19 protein-coding genes are annotated in these 17,535 nt (G+C 47.8%); 6 read left to right on the top strand and 13 right to left on the bottom strand.

Annotation, left to right across the window (positions count from 1 at the left end; genetic code table 11):
• Window positions 1-114: 114 nt before the first annotated feature.
• Together I2I11_RS09350 and I2I11_RS09345 are read left to right on the top strand one after the other, a co-directional pair.
• Complete coding sequence (locus tag I2I11_RS09350) at window positions 115-861, top strand: YiaD family glycine zipper/OmpA-like lipoprotein (RefSeq protein WP_230680006.1); 747 nt, start codon at window positions 115-117, stop codon at window positions 859-861.
• Between the two features lie 331 nt (window positions 862-1,192).
• Window positions 1,193-1,894, top strand: a complete 702-nt coding sequence (locus I2I11_RS09345; RefSeq protein ID WP_196267416.1) for a YiaD family glycine zipper/OmpA-like lipoprotein — start codon at window positions 1,193-1,195, stop codon at window positions 1,892-1,894.
• A gap of 94 nt (window positions 1,895-1,988) precedes the next feature.
• Here I2I11_RS09345 and I2I11_RS09340 read toward each other — a convergent pair whose 3' ends face one another.
• Window positions 1,989-2,624, bottom strand: coding sequence for a DUF2238 domain-containing protein (locus tag I2I11_RS09340; protein ID WP_196267415.1), 636 nt, complete (start codon window positions 2,622-2,624; stop codon window positions 1,989-1,991).
• A 258-nt stretch (window positions 2,625-2,882) separates the two neighbouring features.
• Window positions 2,883-3,572: an MBL fold metallo-hydrolase gene (locus I2I11_RS09335; RefSeq protein WP_196267414.1), complete on the bottom strand. Its 690-nt coding sequence runs from the start codon at window positions 3,570-3,572 to the stop codon at window positions 2,883-2,885.
• A 227-nt stretch (window positions 3,573-3,799) separates the two neighbouring features.
• On the opposite strand from I2I11_RS09335, the gene I2I11_RS09330 reads away from it, so the two are divergent.
• Window positions 3,800-4,507 carry an endonuclease III domain-containing protein gene (locus I2I11_RS09330; RefSeq protein ID WP_196267413.1) on the top strand — a complete coding sequence of 236 codons (708 nt, stop codon included), beginning with the start codon at window positions 3,800-3,802 and terminating at the stop codon, window positions 4,505-4,507.
• Between the two features lie 157 nt (window positions 4,508-4,664).
• On the opposite strand, the gene I2I11_RS09325 is transcribed toward I2I11_RS09330, so the two are convergent.
• From I2I11_RS09325 to I2I11_RS09305, 5 genes are all read right to left on the bottom strand, one after another.
• Window positions 4,665-4,988 (bottom strand): type II toxin-antitoxin system PemK/MazF family toxin, encoded by a 324-nt coding sequence (locus I2I11_RS09325; protein WP_196267412.1) that lies wholly within the window; start codon window positions 4,986-4,988, stop codon window positions 4,665-4,667.
• Window positions 4,985-5,233, bottom strand: a complete 249-nt coding sequence (locus tag I2I11_RS09320) for a hypothetical protein (protein ID WP_230680004.1) — start codon at window positions 5,231-5,233, stop codon at window positions 4,985-4,987. Before I2I11_RS09320 ends, I2I11_RS09325 begins: the two co-directional genes overlap by 4 nt.
• Window positions 5,234-5,339: 106 nt before the next feature.
• A complete protein-coding gene (locus I2I11_RS09315; protein WP_196267411.1) occupies window positions 5,340-5,759 on the bottom strand; it encodes a carboxypeptidase-like regulatory domain-containing protein in 420 nt (139 codons plus the stop codon).
• 178 nt (window positions 5,760-5,937) lie between these two features.
• Window positions 5,938-6,831 carry a S66 peptidase family protein gene (locus I2I11_RS09310; RefSeq protein WP_196267410.1) on the bottom strand — a complete coding sequence of 298 codons (894 nt, stop codon included), beginning with the start codon at window positions 6,829-6,831 and terminating at the stop codon, window positions 5,938-5,940.
• Between the two features lie 130 nt (window positions 6,832-6,961).
• Window positions 6,962-7,573 (bottom strand): porin family protein, encoded by a 612-nt coding sequence (locus I2I11_RS09305; protein WP_196267409.1) that lies wholly within the window; start codon window positions 7,571-7,573, stop codon window positions 6,962-6,964.
• 267 nt (window positions 7,574-7,840) lie between these two features.
• On the opposite strand from I2I11_RS09305, the gene I2I11_RS09300 reads away from it, so the two are divergent.
• Together I2I11_RS09300 and I2I11_RS09295 are read left to right on the top strand one after the other, a co-directional pair.
• Complete coding sequence (locus I2I11_RS09300; RefSeq protein ID WP_196267486.1) at window positions 7,841-8,827, top strand: radical SAM protein; 987 nt, start codon at window positions 7,841-7,843, stop codon at window positions 8,825-8,827.
• A gap of 367 nt (window positions 8,828-9,194) precedes the next feature.
• Window positions 9,195-9,713: a gamma carbonic anhydrase family protein gene (locus I2I11_RS09295; protein ID WP_196267408.1), complete on the top strand. Its 519-nt coding sequence runs from the start codon at window positions 9,195-9,197 to the stop codon at window positions 9,711-9,713.
• A gap of 15 nt (window positions 9,714-9,728) precedes the next feature.
• Here the strand turns inward: I2I11_RS09295 and I2I11_RS09290 are convergent, their stop codons facing one another.
• Together I2I11_RS09290 and I2I11_RS09285 are read right to left on the bottom strand one after the other, a co-directional pair.
• Window positions 9,729-11,051, bottom strand: coding sequence for a hemolysin family protein (locus I2I11_RS09290; protein ID WP_196267407.1), 1,323 nt, complete (start codon window positions 11,049-11,051; stop codon window positions 9,729-9,731).
• A gap of 226 nt (window positions 11,052-11,277) precedes the next feature.
• Window positions 11,278-11,589, bottom strand: coding sequence for a hypothetical protein (locus I2I11_RS09285; RefSeq protein ID WP_196267406.1), 312 nt, complete (start codon window positions 11,587-11,589; stop codon window positions 11,278-11,280).
• Window positions 11,590-12,342: 753 nt separating this feature from the next.
• Here I2I11_RS09285 and I2I11_RS09280 point away from each other — a divergent pair.
• Window positions 12,343-14,541 carry a cytochrome c biogenesis protein CcdA gene (locus tag I2I11_RS09280; RefSeq protein WP_230680002.1) on the top strand — a complete coding sequence of 733 codons (2,199 nt, stop codon included), beginning with the start codon at window positions 12,343-12,345 and terminating at the stop codon, window positions 14,539-14,541.
• A gap of 156 nt (window positions 14,542-14,697) precedes the next feature.
• On the opposite strand, the gene I2I11_RS09275 is transcribed toward I2I11_RS09280, so the two are convergent.
• The 4 genes from I2I11_RS09275 to I2I11_RS09260 all read right to left on the bottom strand — a co-directional run bounded on the left by I2I11_RS09275 (window position 14,698) and on the right by I2I11_RS09260 (window position 17,427).
• On the bottom strand, window positions 14,698-15,306 hold the full coding sequence (locus tag I2I11_RS09275; RefSeq protein WP_196267404.1) for a superoxide dismutase: 609 nt from the start codon (window positions 15,304-15,306) through the stop codon (window positions 14,698-14,700).
• 76 nt (window positions 15,307-15,382) lie between these two features.
• Window positions 15,383-15,838, bottom strand: a complete 456-nt coding sequence (locus tag I2I11_RS09270; protein WP_230680000.1) for a nucleoside deaminase — start codon at window positions 15,836-15,838, stop codon at window positions 15,383-15,385.
• A gap of 477 nt (window positions 15,839-16,315) precedes the next feature.
• Complete coding sequence (locus tag I2I11_RS09265; RefSeq protein WP_196267403.1) at window positions 16,316-16,789, bottom strand: GNAT family N-acetyltransferase; 474 nt, start codon at window positions 16,787-16,789, stop codon at window positions 16,316-16,318.
• Between the two features lie 89 nt (window positions 16,790-16,878).
• Window positions 16,879-17,427 carry a hypothetical protein gene (locus I2I11_RS09260; protein WP_196267402.1) on the bottom strand — a complete coding sequence of 183 codons (549 nt, stop codon included), beginning with the start codon at window positions 17,425-17,427 and terminating at the stop codon, window positions 16,879-16,881.
• Window positions 17,428-17,535: the final 108 nt, after the last annotated feature.

Here is a 17,535-nt window from a genome sequence, read left to right as displayed (position 1 = left end):
TTTATATAAGTTTGGCATCAGTATTGCGTTAGCACGTGTAAACAGGCCTGCATGTGCCGGAATTTAATTTTAAAAACAAACAACAACATTCAAACATTTACCAACACAGAAATTATGAAACTTATCAAGATGTCACTTACCCCATTGCTGGCAGTTACACTTTTGTTTTCTTCCTGCCAGTCTTCCAAGCCCGTGGCCGGCGTAGGAAACGACGGAACAGTGGTGGACCAGCCAAAGCAGGACGACAATAATACCGGAATGAAGAAAACCACCAAAGGCGGCATTATCGGAGCGGGTTCCGGCGCTGTGCTGGGTGGTATTATCGGAAACAGGTTGGGCAATACTGCCGCCGGCGCCATCATCGGTGCTGCCGTAGGCGGGGCTACCGGAGCCGTTATCGGTCGCCGTATGGACAAGCAGGCCGAGGAACTGGAGAAGAGTATGGAAGGCGCCAAAGTGGAGCGCGTAGGCGAGGCCATCCGTATCAACTTCGATTCCGGTATCTTATTCCAGACAGGTTCTGCAGAATTAAGCCCGAAGGCGAAAGAGGATATTCAGAAATTTGCTGAAACGCTGCAGAAGTATGAAGGTACCAACGTTATCATAGAAGGCCATACCGACAATACCGGTTCTTATGAATTAAACCAGAAATTGTCGGAGCGCCGTGCTGAGGCCGTTGCTGCTTATGCCCGCAGCCTGGGTGTAGACGGCTCACGCCTGCAGGCAAAAGGTTACAGCTACGATCAGCCTATCGCGGATAACAGCACCGCAGCAGGTCGCCAGCAAAACCGCCGCGTAGAGATAATTGTGGTAGCAAACGATGAACTGAAGCAGGCTGCCGAAAACGGAGAAGTAAAATAAATTTCCCTGTAATTATAAGTATAAAGCGCCTGCCTGGTATATCCGGGCAGGCGCTTTATACTTAGAGGCCAGTCTTAACCTGCGCAGCACAATCCTATGCGCAGCTACCTGTTAAAAACCCGGGCATTCTTCCGGTCGTTTAAGTATAAAGTATAAGATATAGGATAAGGTGTATATGGTGCCGGGCGTGAGCAATACAAGGTAATCCCTGCAAGCATCAGCAGGGCAAATCAGCTGCAGGCAACAACATACAACACCAACCTTTTGAGATTTTTGGAGTAATAAGCACTGGATCTGACGATTCTTTAACACAGACTTTAAGTTGATAACCATGAGAAATCTTAGAAACTATTTATTTATCTTCGCCATACTGGGTATCTTTTCCTCATCATGTACAACCAGCCAGACGGGCACAGGCGGTAATGGCAGCGGCATGAGCAAGACCGCAAAAGGTGGTATCATCGGAGCCGGCTCCGGGGCCGTGGTGGGAGGCGTTATCGGCAGAGTGACCGGCAACACGGCCGCAGGTGCCATCATCGGTGCTGCTGTAGGCGGGGCTACCGGTGCCGTTATCGGCCGGCATATGGACAAACAGGCTGAGGAACTTCGCCGCGATTTGGAAGGCGCACAAGTAGAGCGTGTAGGGGAAGGAATCAAAATTACATTTGATTCCGGCATTCTGTTTCAGACAGGTTCCGCGGCTTTGCAACCGGCAGCACAGACAGATATTGCACAGCTTGCTGAAACGCTAAAGAAGTACCCGGATACCAACATCCTGATAGAAGGCCACACCGACAATACGGGTTCGCGTGAACTGAACCAGCGCCTTTCTGAGGAGCGTGCGCAGTCTGTTGCTGATTATGCTGCTTCTTTGGGTGTTGATCGCAGCCGTATGACAACCAAAGGATATGCCTTTGACCAGCCTGTTGCCGACAACTCTACAGAAGCCGGACGCCGCCAGAACCGCCGGGTGGAGATTGCCATTTTTGCCAACGAGAAGATGAAGAAGGCAGCTGAGAACGGTGATTTATAATACCGTATCAGTAATTATATTGAAAAACAGATGATTTTTACAGCCGCGCCGTATGGTGCGGCTGTTTTTTTGCGTCCTAATCATCAGATACAGGTTAAAACCTGCGGAAGCGCTGCAGCAGGTATACCGCTGTCATCGCCAGGGCTGCACCCAGCAAGGCCAGCGCCATGTCTTTCTGCGCATCCCAGATGTCGCCCTGCATGCCGAGGTAATCCGTCGCTTGCCGGTTGCCGCCATACACGAGGTCTGCCACCGCCCATTCTACCAGTTCATAGAGTGCTGCCAGCGCCAGCGTTGTCTGTATTACCAGCAGGTAGCTCCACAGCGGCTTTGCCTTAAAAGCAAAAATAAAAGTCTCCAGCATAGGGTAGGCCAGCAGCAGCCCGAACGTAAAATGCACCAGCCGGTCGTAGTGGTTGCGTTGCAAATGGAAGATTTGCTGCAGCCACTCGCCCAGCGGATTCTCGGCATACTGGTACTGGCTGCCATACACGTGCAGCATCAGAAACAGGAAAATCAGGGTATAGCTGGTGTCGGAAAAACGGAAAATATTGTAAAAGGCTATCAGGCAAATCAGAAACGACAATGTCAGCGTGTTTTCGGTTATCCAGTTGAGCAAATCGGGCGTGGTACAGGCAGTATACACCCAAAAAGTCAGGAAGAGCAGGCTGTAAATCAGGTGTAGGGGCTTTTGCAGGTATGGCACCCGGTGAGCTGCTGTAGTCGGCATTTAACTTATACTGGGGTTGATGGTGTGGTTTGTTAGGGCAATAACACAATGATGTTATACTTGTTCGCGTATCCTGCTATTCTTTTTGTTTTAACAGGGCTATTCACAAGCACAACTGCCGGGTTTATACCTGTAATTAAAAGGCGGTTATGCCCAGGCATACCAAACAGGGGCAGGCTATCTGGTAGCGGGACTTACAGGTAAAATGCCGTACCTATACTTACAGCCATTTAACACCAGATCGTCAACAATCAGCCATTAAGCCATTAGCTCCGGTTGGTAAAATACCAGCCGGATAGGGTTGTCAGGCGGGTTTTCGGTAGGGTCACAATGATAGCCGTACATGTCCACGCCGCTCATGTAGGGCAGCAGCTTTTTGTAATAAGTATGGCTGGTGTTGGCGGCTGTAAAAGTAATGTCATGGAAAACAAGGGTTTTCTTGTCGGGCATGCGCTGCAACTTATCAAAGAGCGCTTCCGGCCTGCCCAGATCACCGGAGTAAGCAATGCGGTAATCATTGTCGAAAATATAAGCATAACTTTGGTAGCCCTCAGAGTGCTGCCCATACGTGTCGACGCAGGTAATGCCCTCAAAATGATCTAGAGGCACAAACTCGGCATACTTGTCGGGATGTTTAAGTTGTATCTCCAGAAACGTATACAGTTGCTGCCTGAACTGCTCAGAGGGATACAGTATAACAGGTGGTTTGCTCTTCTCTATAATTTTTTTGTAGAGCAGCAGGTTGGCCAGGCTGCCGCAATGGTCGTTGTGCAGGTGTGTCAGGATGATGTGATCTACTTTATGCACCAGGTTCTTTTTAATAAGGACAGGAAAAACAGTAAAGCCGCAATCAATCAGGAGATGGACATCCCTGAAGTATAAAAGAGCGGCCGAGTTCAGATAATCTGTGTCGAAGGCGCCGCCTGTACCTAAAAATTTAATCTGCATAAGTATAATTTGTCGTGCCTTTGCCTGAGCGTAAGTACCTAAGTCAAAACATATAGCGCGAAAAACTATAAATGGTTGTATGTAAAATTACATTCTTATTTATTTAATATAATGGGGATTGCGTTTGGATTTTTGACAGCCTGGCAACACCATTAGGCTGCTTGCTCTGGTAGCTGTGGCCAACTGTTCGGAAAGGTGTGCGTAAAGCAGTAGATGCTAAAATGCTTATGGACGCGCACACACTATCGGCTGAAGAAAAAATACTGCTGACGCAGGAACTGCTGAACCAGGCTTATAAAAAGCTGAAGCTTGAAAACAGGCGTGAGCCAATGCATGAGCTTATCTCGACCATGCTTTCGCACCGCACGACCCACGCCGATGAGGAAAAAGCCTACTATACCATGCTGGAGCGCTTCGGTGATTGGGAGGGCGTGATGAACGCAGACTTTGATGCCCTGGCCGATGCTATTAAAACAACCCGCTACCCCGGCCAGAAAGTGCCCCAGATACAGCAAACCCTGCACATGATAAAAGAGGAGCGGGGCGAGATAAGTATAGATTTCCTGAAAGACCTGCCCGTGGAGGAAGCCATAGACTGGCTGACGAAGCTGCCGGGCGTCGGGTTGAAAACGGCAACACTGGTGCTGCTCTTTAACTTTCACAAACCTGTGATGCCCGTGGATACGCATGTGTTCCGGGTAAGCCAGCGGGTAGGCATACTGGGCGCTAAAGTTACGGCCAACAAAGCACACGAAATATTACTGCAGATGCTGCCGCCCGATCCGGTTGTGTTGTACAACTACCATATTCACCTGCTCTGGCATGGCCAGCGCATCTGCACTTACTACAGTCCCCAATGCGGGAAATGCGTGCTCAACGGCATCTGCAACTACTACCAGGATGTGCGGGAAAAGGGAATTGATGAAGCAGAGTAAATATAGGGAAGTATGATGCAGCGAGACGGCCTGGTGGAGGCGAAGCCTAAGGGGGCTAGCCTGTAGCTGCCGTCCTGTTTGCTGTAACTGTTTTAGAAAGCTAATTCATTTACTTCGGTGAAACCTGCCTGACGTAAAGATTTTGTTAGCGGTGGTTCTACTTGTCGAGTTGAAGCAGCCTTATTAAGTTTTTATTCAACTGTTGGATCTCTGCCTTCACCAGATTACCTAACTTCCCAATCACCAACTCATTATCAATTGTGGCTAATTTGCTAAGCCGAACTAAGGATGTCTTTTTAATCCCGTTTTCAGCGGTTGGTTCAAGTTTTAAATCGTGCTCTTCCTGCCACTTTATTTGAGAAGTGATAAAAGCCACTGTGATGTCCGTGTCTGTTGTAGCTAAAACCAAGGCAGGCCGATTCTTTTGTCCGGTTAAATCTGTGAAAGGAAACGGGATAAGCAGAATATCACCTTTTCTCACTTGTACTTCTCTTTTAAATCAGCCTCTGAATACAAATCTTCCTCATCTTCTAAGAACTGGAATGATTTTGAGTTCGATGCCAGCTTTTGCATTCCCTCTGTCAGGAGTTGGTCTTCTAACTTGCTCAATAGGAATTCAGCAAAGTCGGATACTTCTTTCAATTTTTGGTCAGGAAGCTTGGAAAGATTATCTATGGTTCGTTGTATCAAAATTTGCCTTGTCATATACTTCTTCTCTTTTCCCAATATAACGCTTGTTTCAGTGAATTTGATGTTTACCTCAGGATTATCGCCAACGGCTTCGTTTATACTTTGTGCCAGCCTTCAGGCGCAGCATAAAGTATAAACTATGTTAGCTACAGAATTTTTCTTCTTTTAAGATACCTTTCTTTATTGCTTCTTTATAGAGTGGTTTTTTGTGCTTCTTTCTTTTCTTATCAAACTTTTTTGCTTCTTCTACTGTCTGAAACTCTATTTTTATATCGTCTAGAAGTAACATGTTGATATAGCATTTACTTTCAATGTTGAATGTGTCAGTTTCTAATCCCACATACCAAGCGACTAACTTTGATGTATTTACTGGAACTTCAATTCTAAAATACCCGTCTTCGTCCGCTCTAGTCGTGAAAGTAGAATCTATAGTATGTATCGCTGCATTGGAAAGGGGTTGAAAATGCTCGTCGATGGTTCTTCCTGTCAAGACTTTTGTCTGTCCATAGGTACTAGTTGTAAGTAGTGTAACCAGAAAAACGAATAAAAGTCTTACAACCATTTGTCTTATATTTTTTAGATAACTACTGTATAACCGGAAGTCTATTCAGTTTATCTGCTCTATCTATGGAGCTACTTAGCTTTTATCTGAGTTTCTCACCTTTGCCGTGCAGAACCGCAGCCTTTCCTGTATTTACTTTAGCTAATATAGTCATAAACTATAGCTTATCAAGCCATACCTATACATACCTCAGCTTTACCCCAGCCTCATTTACCTCCAACTGTGCCTCACGACCGCAAACCAGCGCCAGGTTCAGCGGCTCGTGGCCAACCGGGAAGCCGTAGCACACAGGATAGTTATACTTGCCGGTGTGTTCCAGGATGATTTCATAAGCCGTTTTGCCGAAGGGCACAGCATTGTCGCGCATGTCGCTCATGTCGCCGACCAGGAGACCCGCCAAACCAGCCAGCTTGCCGCTGCGATCCAGGTGCACCAGCATGCGGTCTACGTGGTAAAGGTATTCGTCCAGATCTTCCAGAAACAGGATTTTGCCGGTAGTGTCCACAGCAGAACGGGTGCCCGTAAGCGTGTACAGCATCGACAGGTTCCCGCCTGTCAGTTGACCGGTGGCGGTGCCGGTGCGGTTAAACGGGTGCGGCGCAACATCGTAGTATAATTCCTCCCCAAACAGTGCACGGCGCAGAGTGTCTACAGAATCGGCAGTTCCAGGCTTAGGGAACAGCACCGGCATGATGGCATGTATGCTCTCCAGTCCCAGGTTTTGCACATGAGCGAGCAGGGCGGTTACGTCGCTGAAGCCCACGATCCACTTCGGGTGCTTTTGGAAGCCGGTAAAATCCACCTCGTCGAGGATGCGGGTGGTGCCGTAGCCGCCGCGGGCGCAGATAATGGCTTTTATACTATCGTCGTCCAGCGCCTGTTGCAGATCCTGTAGGCGCAGGGCATCATCGCCGGCAAACTGGTTATAGTCGGCGCCAATGGTGCGGCCCGTTACCACTTCCAGGCCCCAGTCCATAAATGTCCGGATGGCAGTCTCTATTTCGGGTAGGGTGATTTTACGGGCAGTGGCGATGATGGCTATTTTGTCGCCGGGGCGAAGGGGTGGGATCATGGTTTATACTTGTTTTGCTGAGAGCGAAGGTATAAATTTTAACGACAAGTATGCCAAAAGCAAAAGCGCCGGCCAGGAGCTTAACCCTGAAACCGGCGCTTTGTTGTTTGCTGCTGTAAGTGCCCGGCTATTACTTGCCTATAATTTTTATGCCCAGGCTCAGCATGATCTGCCCGTTTTCTATGTCAAAGCCGCTGTTTTGCGCATCGTTCTTGTAGCTGCTCTGCAGGGTCTGGTAGCGCACATCTGCCGTGAGGTTGCCGATGTCGAGGCCGACACCTGCCTGCCATCCCCATTCCGTATCTTCGAGGTACTGATCTATCTTTTCGCCTTCAAACTTGCCATTCAGCAGCACCGAGGCAACCGGCCCGGCATTAAGGCGGAGGACCTTAAAGAAACTGTAACCCAGCAGAATGGGCACATCCAGCCTGCTGAAATTAAACTTCTCTATGTGTACATCCGAGCTGTTGGGATCGTCGCTTACTTCAACCTTGCCGCCTGTGTACGTAAGCAGGCCTTCGGGCTGTACGAAAACATTGCCGCTCTTGAATCTCAGAAAGGCGCCGGCATGATAGCCGGTGATGTTATCAGCTTCTTTAAATTGTGTGATGTTATTCTCGATGTTATCTACGTCGATGCTGGAAGAGCTGACACCAGCCTTTACACCGGCTGTAAAAAATTGTGCTTTCGCTGCGATGCCTGTGGTCAGCAGCAAAAGCAAGAGGAGGAGAGACTTTTTCATCGTTTTTCAGTGATTACAGTTATACATGGTTATAGAGATAAGCAGCACGCTTTGTACCTGGTGATTTTGCTATCAAGCATCAGGCCAGGGTGCTTTGGTAACGTATTTTTCTTCTGAGAAGTATGTTGTATACAAGCTATTGGTGATATATTGCCGTTGTAGTATCTATACTTATACTTGCAGGGAGCATAAAAAGCTAAGGAAACCGCCGTCTTTGTACTGATACTTTCTTTATAATACTTACTTTTGAAATCACTACTCCCAGCCATGCGCCTCCGGTCCAGACCTGTACTTTGCAATTATTACGTTACCTATCGCTGTAACGCTAAGTGCGCATTCTGCGATATCTGGGAGAAACCATCGCCTTACATTACGTTAGCGGATGTGGCGCAAAACCTGCGCGACCTCAAACGGCTGGGCGTGCAGGTGGTAGATTTTACGGGCGGCGAACCGCTGCTGCACCGCCAACTGGATCAGATGCTCGGTATGGCGCATGACATGGGCTTTATTACAACACTTACTACCAACGGATTGCTGTACCCTAAAATGGCTGCAAGACTGAAGGGCAAAGTAGACATGCTGCACTTTTCGCTGGACTCGGCAGAGAAGGCGGCGCATGATGCCGGCCGGGGCGTGGCTTGTTTTGATTTTGTGATGGAGTCGATCGGGGTGGCAAAGGCTTTGGGAGAGCGGCCCGATATCCTGTTTACCGTGTTTAAGAGCAACCTGCACCAGTTAGAGAAAGTATACCGGGAAATCATACTTCCGAACAAGCTGCTGCTGATTGTTAACCCGGCTTTTGAGTATAACACCGTAGCTACCGGCGATAGGCTGACAGAAGCAGAACTGGATTACCTGAGCGCGTTTGGCAAACGAAAGCAGGTATACCTGAACGAAGGATTTATACAACTGCGTCGCGACGGGGGCAACCACACAGACAAGCCGGTTTGCAAAGCTGCCAGTACTACGCTGGTTATCTCGCCGGAGAACGATCTGGTGCTGCCCTGCTACCACCTGGGTACCAAAAGCTTTCCGATTAATGGCAAACTGTATGAGTTATACTTAAGCCGGGAAGTAGCGGCACTGAAGCAACAGGAAGGCCGGTTGCCGGCCTGCGAAGGCTGCACGATCAACTGCTACATGCAGCCCAGCTTTGCCGTTGAGGTAAATAAATACTTCTGGAAAGCCCTGCCCGGCACACTCAGGTACAATTTATACAAAGGCACCTGGAAGCGGTTGCTGGTTAGAAACTAGATTTTAGACGTTAGATGCCAGACTTTAAAATTTGCCCTTAAGTATTGCTGAGGCTGAAGGAGGAGATGCTGTTAATTCGTAATTCAAAACCTCTGCTGGCGCAAGTGTTCAGCGCAGCGTCACTTGTGCTTCATGTATGCTCATCAGTCTTCAGACTGGCGAAACTATGATTGGAGCTAGTGCAAGTATAGGAATCTGTTTTAAGTATACTACGCAAGTATAAATTAACCTGCATCTGCTGATGTGGTTGGCTTACGCAAGTCTGAAGACTTGCTAATATTAAAAGACACAAGTGAGGCTGCGCTTAAGACCTGCGCCAGCAGAAATTCATTTGTAATTCGTAATTATTCATTCGTAATTCAAAAAGATGCCAGTTATACTTCCAGTAAAAGGCGTGAAGCCGCAGATGGGTGAAAATTGTTTTATTGCCGAAAACGCCACGCTGGTAGGCGATGTGCAGTTGGGCAACGACTGCTCTGTGTGGTTCAACGCCGTAATCCGGGGCGACGTGAACAGCATCCGCATCGGTGACAAAACCAACATCCAGGATGGGGCCGTGATCCACTGCACCTACCAGAAAGCTGCTACCACCATTGGCAATAATGTATCTGTGGGGCACAACGCCATAGTGCATGGCTGCACTATAGAGGATAATGTGCTGGTAGGAATGGGCTCGATTGTGATGGATAATGCGCTGGTGCAGCAGCACTGCATTATAGCGGCAGGCGCTATCGTGCTGGAGAACACCGTATGCGAATCGGGGTGGATTTATGCAGGCATACCTGCCCGGAAAGTAAAGCAACTGAGCCCGGAGCAGGTAGAAGGGCTCAGCAGGGTAGCCGGCAATTATGTAATGTATAGCAGCTGGTTTACGGCAGAAGTATAAAATTGCCGCGCGGCATTACCGGCTGCTGTTTTCCTCGCTTTCCTCCGGGTGGCGCACCGTTAGCAGCACCCATTCCACTTTGCGCTCCGAGCGCTCAAGTACCTTTATCTCATATTCGTGGAACTGCGCCGCTTCACTGATGTCCTCCGGAATCTGGCCGTACAGCACGTTTACCATGCCGCCAACTGTTTCGTAATCTTCGCCTTCGGGCAGCGGGTAGGGCAAAAAGTCGTTGGCATCTGAGATAGCGGCGGAGCCGTTTACTTTATAGGCGTTTTCCCCGACCTCTTCCACAACAGGCGGTTCCTCGTCATACTCATCCTGTATCTCGCCCACCAGTTCCTCAATTATATCTTCGATGGTGACGATGCCGGATACGCCGCCAAATTCGTCGGTGGCAACGGCCATGTGCATGTGGCGGCGCTGAAACTGCTTTAGCAGCAGGTTGATTTTTTTTGTTTCGGGCACAAAGTATGCGGGGCGTATCAGCTTTTCAATTACAATCGGCTCGCCCAGGCGCATGATACTCAGAATATCTTTTACATACAGGATACCCACGATGTTGTCGATGTTGCCGCCGTACACAGGCAGGCGCGAATAGCCTTCGTTAAAGATTACTTCCATCAGCTCCTGTTCCGGAATGTTTACATCAATGGCCACCATCCTGGTGCGGGGCACCTGTATCTGCTTCACCATACGCTCGTTAAACTGAAACACGTTTTCGATGAGCTCATGCTGTGAGTCCTGTATGGCGCCGCTTTCCACGCTCTGCTCAAACAGCAGGCGCAGTTCTTCTGCTGAGTGCACCTCGGTGCCATGTGCGGGTTGTATGCCCATCATCCTGACTACTGCATTGGCAAAGCCATTGAGCAGCCAGATAAAGGGGCTGAATACAATATAAAAGAAGCGTAAGGGAAAAGATACTGCCAGCGCTGTAGATTCTGAACGCTGTATGGCCAGCGATTTAGGCGCAAGTTCTCCGAACACGATATGGAGCACCGTAATAATGGCAAACGAGATAGGCAGTGCTATACTATGGGCCAGCGCTTCGCCGCCCTTATAGCCAAAAACGTCCATTACATTGAGAACGAGCCGCGACACCACACTCTCTCCAATCCAACCCAGGCCCAGCGACGCTAGCGTAATACCCAGCTGTGTGGCAGAAAGATACGCGTCGAGGTGCGTGAGCATGTTCTGAGCCATCTTGGCCATCGAGTTGCCTGCCTGCGCCCGCAGCTCAATCTGAGAAGATCGGACTTTAACAAGGGCAAATTCGGCGGCCACAAAAAAGCCGTTGAGCAATACAAGCAGTATGGTAATTAAGATGTCTAAAGCCATAGAGTGGATCGGGATTGTTAACCTGCACGGTGTAAAGTTAACCTAAAGTACGTGCTTTTGCAGTAATAGTATGCTTTGCCGGAGGCGACCTGGATATACCGGTGCGCTGCCTCTGCTGCTGCGGCACTTAAATATATCGGTTTTCTATGTCATTTGGTGCAGAAAGGGCAAAAAGAAAAAGCGCCATCAGGCGCTTTCTAAATAGGGCAAACAGGTGAATGGGAAATTATGCCCTGGTTGTATGGGCGCCAGGCTGATAAGAATTAAACAATTCGCGGGCATTTTGCTGTGAGAGACGCTGCATAAAAATGCGTTTTGCCTCTTCTTCAGAAATCAGGCGGTACGTATTGTCTGAGCCCGTGTCCTGGAAAGGATTGCAGAAAGAGTAAATGTATTCGTCAGCATACGTACGGTACACCACATGAAAAGTATGGCGCTCGTCGCGTATCAGTTGGGTTGCTTTAAACATGTTGGCGTATTCCCTGCCGCACTCTGTTCTTAACATCAGTTGATTCTCTTTTGTGTAAAAGTTCTCCATATTAGTAAGTATAATCCTGTTAATGCGTTTGCTTCTCTGGTAAAGTATACATGCCTGTGCGGCGTTTGCCAAGGCTGTTGTTTTGTAAGCCGCCCCGTTACAGAAGTAAAATCTTGTTCTGCAGGGATGAAAGTATAACCTAAATAAAACTTTAAATATTACAGTGTGGCAAAAGTAAGAATAAATACAATATATATTATACAATTTGAATGTTTTTATATAAAAATTTTAAAATATTAACTTTTAGTTGGGTTTGTCTCCTATACCAGGCAAGCGGCAGAGAGAAACTGTTGGCGTATAGGCACCTGGTAAGTGTCAGTCTGCTAAGACGATACAGCTGGAAAAGTGCCGGAAAATAAACAAATCATACCATTGTGCTGTTGTCTTTGATCTGGAGTAAATCGGTGTTATAGCAGGCACTGCTACCTGCTTCAACTTTCTCAGAACATCCCCGATGAGGGGTAGAATACTTTATATCAGTGCTTTTTTATAATTGCACTGTTTTAACTATAGAATTGTTAAGCAAAAGCCATCATGGTAGGTAGTAATGTATTTTTCTGTAACAGGTAAGGCGACATCAGGCATACACCAGCGGTTGTTTGTCCTGTAGCCATGATACAACAGAAAGGTATGGGTGCTGTATCACACTAAAATTCCATACTTTTGCAGTACATACAAGCATAAAACCCGCTGCAGCGCTTTTGCCTGCAGTAATTTTGACAGAAGCAACAAAGCATGCACTTAAATAATACAATGAGGCCTGTACTAACCGTACTGTTGTGCTGGCTGCTCGCAGTAGCCGCGCAGGCGCAGATACTGAAACCCGCCACCTGGAGCTACGACGTATCTAAAAAGCAGGTAGCGGTGGGCGAGGAGGTAGAACTTATTTTTAACGTCCGCATCGACAAAGACTGGTACCTGTATTCTTCTGATTTCGACCCGGAACTGGGCCCAATGGTAACGGAGTTTAAGTTTGCCAAAGATCCGTCGTATGAGCTGGTGGGCAAAATTGTGCCGGTGCATCCCAAAAAGAAGTATGATGACCTGTGGGGCGGGGAGTATACGTACTTTACCGGCACGGCGCAGTTCCGGCAAAAAATAAGGGTGCTGCAGCCTGACCTGCAGGTAAAAGGAACTTACGAGTATCAGGTATGTACCGACGTAGACGGCAAATGTATTCCGTTTGATGACGAATTCTCGTTCACAAACAAGCAGATAACAGTAACGGGTGCAGCACAGCCATCCAAAACACAGGCCCCGCCTGTGCCCGCGCAAAAAATGCCTGCGGCAACACCGCAGCAAACGAATCAGGACGACGCGCCTGATGCTGCGCCAGCTGTTACAGAAGAAAGTGCAGCCGCTGAAACTCAGGACACAGTAACGCAAACCGTAGCCCCTTTGGCCGATACAGTTGCTGGTACCGCAGTAAGTGCAGCGCCAGCAACATTAGCTGCTTCTGTTGCTATGTCCGAAGCAAATATTAACAGCGGCAGCTTATGGGCTTTTATGCTCGTCGCCTTTGGCTCGGGCCTGGTGGCACTGCTTACACCCTGCGTGTTCCCAATGGTGCCCATGACAGTAAGCTTCTTTACCGGGAGCAGCAGTTCCCGTGGTCAGGCTATCATCAAAGCGCTGTTTTACGGCCTCTCCATCATTGCCATTTATACCATTATCGGTACAGTTGTCGCGCGGTTGTTTGGAGCCGATGGCGCCAATTTCCTCAGCACGCACTGGCTGCCCAATCTGCTTTTTTTCTTTGTCTTCATCATCTTTGCCATGTCGTTTTTCGGCTTGTTCGAGATTACGCTCCCAAGCTCTTTCCTGACCAAAGTAGATGCCCAGGCAGATAAAGGCGGCTGGATTGGCGTGTTTTTTATGGCTTTTACGCTGGCGCTGGTTTCCTTCTCCTGCACCGGCCCGATTGTAGGTAGCATACTGGTGGCTTCTGCCGGAGGCGAAACCATCCGGCCAATTGCAGGCATGTTTGGCTTCTCGCTGGCGTTTGCGCTGCCATTTACGCTTTTTGCCATTTTCCCGTCGTGGCTGAGCGGCTTGCCTAAATCAGGCGGCTGGCTTAATGCGGTGAAAGTGGTGCTGGGCTTTATTGAACTGGCGCTGGCGCTTAAATTCTTAAGTATAGCCGACCAGGTATACCATTGGGGCATTCTGGATCGGGAAGTGTACATTGCGCTCTGGGTGGTAATTTTTACCCTGATGGGTTTTTACCTGCTGGGCAAGCTCAAGTTCTCGCACGATTCCGACCTGAAGTATATAAGTGTGCCGCGGCTGTTTTTAGCCATTGCTACCTTCGCCTTTGTGGTATACTTAGTGCCGGGCATGTTCGGGGCACCGCTCAAAGCGCTTTCGGGTTACCTGCCGCCGCAGTCCAGCAACGACTTCGATCTGAATACCATTATCCGCCAGAACGGGGGAGGTGGCGCTGCAGCCAGCGCCAGCGAACTATGCGACCCACCTAAGTATGGCGATATCTTTGAGCTGCCCCATGGCCTGAAAGGTTATTTTGATTTAGAGCAGGCCAAAAAATGTGCTGCTGCACAAGGCAAGCCCATTTTTATTGATTTTACAGGCCATGGCTGCGTGAACTGCCGCGAGATGGAAGCCAACGTATGGTCGGACCCGGCAGTGCTGCAGCGCCTGCGCGACAACTACATTATTGCTGCACTGTATGTGGATGATAAAACCGAGCTGCCGCAGAACGAACGCTATACCAGTACCTACGATCAGAAAGAGAAAACCACTATCGGCAAGAAGTATGCAGACTACCAGATCACAAAGTTCAATGTAAACGCGCAGCCATACTATGTGCTGATGGATGCGCAGGAAGATGTGCTCGTTACGCCCATTGCTTACGATTTAAGTGTAAACAACTTCGTGCAGTTTCTGGATGCCGGGTTGGCAGCATATAAAGCCACGCACGATAAGGTGCAGTAAGTATAACTTATAGAAATATAAAGCTGCTCCAGGAACTCTTCATAGCCACTAGTTTTAATAAACAGAAAGCCCTGCCGTTAATTAACGGCAGGGCTTTTTGTTTGCCTGCTTCAGGAATTTAGCAGTTGATGTATACAGCCTGGTGACTGAATAAGACTACTTCGCCTGGTTGTAGCGGCGGGTTACTTCATCCCAGTTTACCACATTCCAGAAAGCGTTGATGTAATCGGGGCGGCGGTTCTGGTAGTTAAGGTAATAGGCGTGCTCCCACACATCCAGTCCCAGAATGGGCTGTCCGCCGCAACCTTCTGCAAATGGCATCAGGGTGTTGTCCTGGTTAGGGGTAGAGCATATTTCCAGTTTGCCATCTTTTACGCACAGCCAGGCCCAGCCCGAACCAAAGCGCGTTGCCGCAGCAGCGTTGAATTTCTCTTTAAACTGATCAAAAGAACCAAACGATTCGTTAATGGCATTTGCCAGTTCGCCGGATGGCTGACCGCCGCCGTTAGGCGAAAGAATGGTCCAGAAGAGATTGTGGTTGTAATAACCGCCGCCATTGTTGCGCACGGGTTTGTTGTCTCCGGCCACGCTGCGCATAATTTCCTCAATGGATTTGTTTTCCAAATCGGTGCCCTGGATGGCCTTGTTCAGGTTATCAGTATAGGCTTTGTGGTGTTTTGTATAATGGATTTCCATGGTGCGCGCATCAATGTGCGGCTCCAGAGCATCGTAAGCGTAAGGTAATTTCGGAAGTTCGAAAGCCATAGTTTTATAGGTTTATAAGTAAGAAAATTGATGTTCGTACATGTTACTAAGTTGTACGTCTTGGTATCAAAGTTAGTTAATTTCTTTTACCTGCAAAGAACGAAGCCATCAGATCGGCACATTCCTGGGCCATAATGCCGCTCACCATCTCCGTTTTGGGATGCAGCAGGTTGCCTACTCTTCTATAACCGCGCTTGGGCTCCGATGTTCCGAAAACCACCCGCTTTAGCTGCGCCCAGTAGCTGGCCCCGGCGCACATCACGCAGGGCTCCACGGTTACGTACAGGGTGCAGTCGTGCAGGTATTTGTTGCCCAGGTACTCGGCAGCGGCTGTAAAAGCAAGCATTTCGGCATGGGCGGTTACATCGTTCAGCTTTTCGGTTTGGTTATAGGCCTGGGCAATAATGCGGTTGTTGGCTACAATTACGGCCCCAACCGGAATCTCGCCTTCCTCAAAGGCATACTGAGCCTGCAGGTATGCCTGCTGCATAAAATGGTCGTCGCTGTAGATAGATAAAAAGTCTGTAGCCATAAGTTAATGTGCTAATTTAGTAATGTGCTGATGTGCTAACTTTCAGATGATCATACATTACATCTATTTGATTTTGTTCAGCTGCTTAGTATAAGTATAAAATATGGTTCTAATGCGGAGTTCAGGCCTTAATTTAAAGTATGAATTCTGTTATAAGTAAGTAGCCGTACGGAATCAGGCATAAGTATGAAAGGAAGTTCAAAACAAGTATAGCACATCGATTCACAATGATTTTTATACTTTAGGTCTTTTGTCCCTATACTTATAAATACCACTTATTAATTGTTTAGCTTTCATTTTCCGATAGTGTTAAAGAAGTAGTGCTATGCTCTCGTCCCGATAGCCATCAGGGTGTGAGGTATAAGACGGCCTTTGGCCGCTGGAGTAATCAGCAGGTATTAAACGAGGCGGGATGCCTCCCGATAATGCACATCCCGGCAGAGGCAGGGACGAGGGCATAGCATTACTTCTTTAGCACTACCTCTTATTCAAAGACATTTTCATGTTATACATTTCTGTTTTAAATCCTACCTTCTCCCAAAAGTTTATTCCTCCTTTATTTCTGTTATGCACCTTCAACCTAACATCTTCAACTTCGTGCAGATGAAGCCAGTTGAAAATACTTTCCAATAACATCTGACCACATCCTTTGCTTCTGAAATTTTCTGAAATGCCCATCTCTTCAATCATGGCATACTTTGGATATTTAAACAATGGATTTTCATCTATTATAGCAGCTATTCCATATCCAACTATTTCTTCCTTTGCGAAGGCTATAAATACAGCAGACTTTTCATTGTTAATCAATGAAGTAACATAAATGCGAAATTGTTCAGCTATATCATCCTGAAACTTATATACCGAATCCAGCTTTCTATGGTATTCAGCGACTTCCAACTGTAGCTTTATGATTCCTTCAACATCCTGATAAGTTGCTTGTCTTATTTCCATATTTAAGTGATACCTAGCTCCAAGGTATAAAAAAAGCCTCTCCCAAAAAAGGAGAGGCTTCCTGAAAAAGCTATAAACAGGCAGTACTGCTACTGTACTTTCACAGATGCCATGATGTCGCGGACGGTATTTTGCCACTCATTTTTCATATTCAGGGGCGTGTGCAGCGTAAATATCAGCAGCTGGCCGTTCTGGATGGTGTATTCAATGATGCTATACTTCTGCACCGGCGCCAGGCTGCTGCCTGCACGCTCATCGGCCAGCGTAGACACAAACTCAAAAACGATAAAATCCTTTCCTTTTACCTGGGTTACTTCCTGGCGGATAAAATCTACTTTGGTAAAAGTTTCCAGGAGGTTGGCCTTGTAAAACGCGAGGAGCATTTTTAAATCCTGTGGCTTAAACTGCGATGGCTTTTGGGTTACGCTAAAGTCTATCCGGCCGTTTGGATCTGAGTATACAGCCAGTGGCTTAACAGGAGCAGGGTACTTGCGGGCAATCCAGTCGTCAGACAGCAGCGTAAAATCCTGGGGCAACATGGCGCTGATCTCTTTACTGATCTCTACTTTGCGGAGCCTGGATTGTGCCGGCGCCACACCCGTAATCAAGAAAAAAGCTAAAAAGGTTAAATATCGCATATGTAAGTTTTCAATCGGTAAAGCTATAAAACTCTGAAACAAAAAATCCGGTTTCAGCCACAGGTACAATTATTTTGCCAAATCTGCGGTATAGCGATACTTTCCTGT

Origin of the sequence: Pontibacter rufus, from assembly GCF_015694705.1 — a bacterium.
Taxonomy (GTDB): Bacteria; Bacteroidota; Bacteroidia; order Cytophagales; family Hymenobacteraceae; genus Pontibacter; species Pontibacter rufus.
The sequence above is the reverse complement of the archived record's forward strand: the minus strand, read 5'-3'. Positions and strand labels throughout refer to the sequence as shown.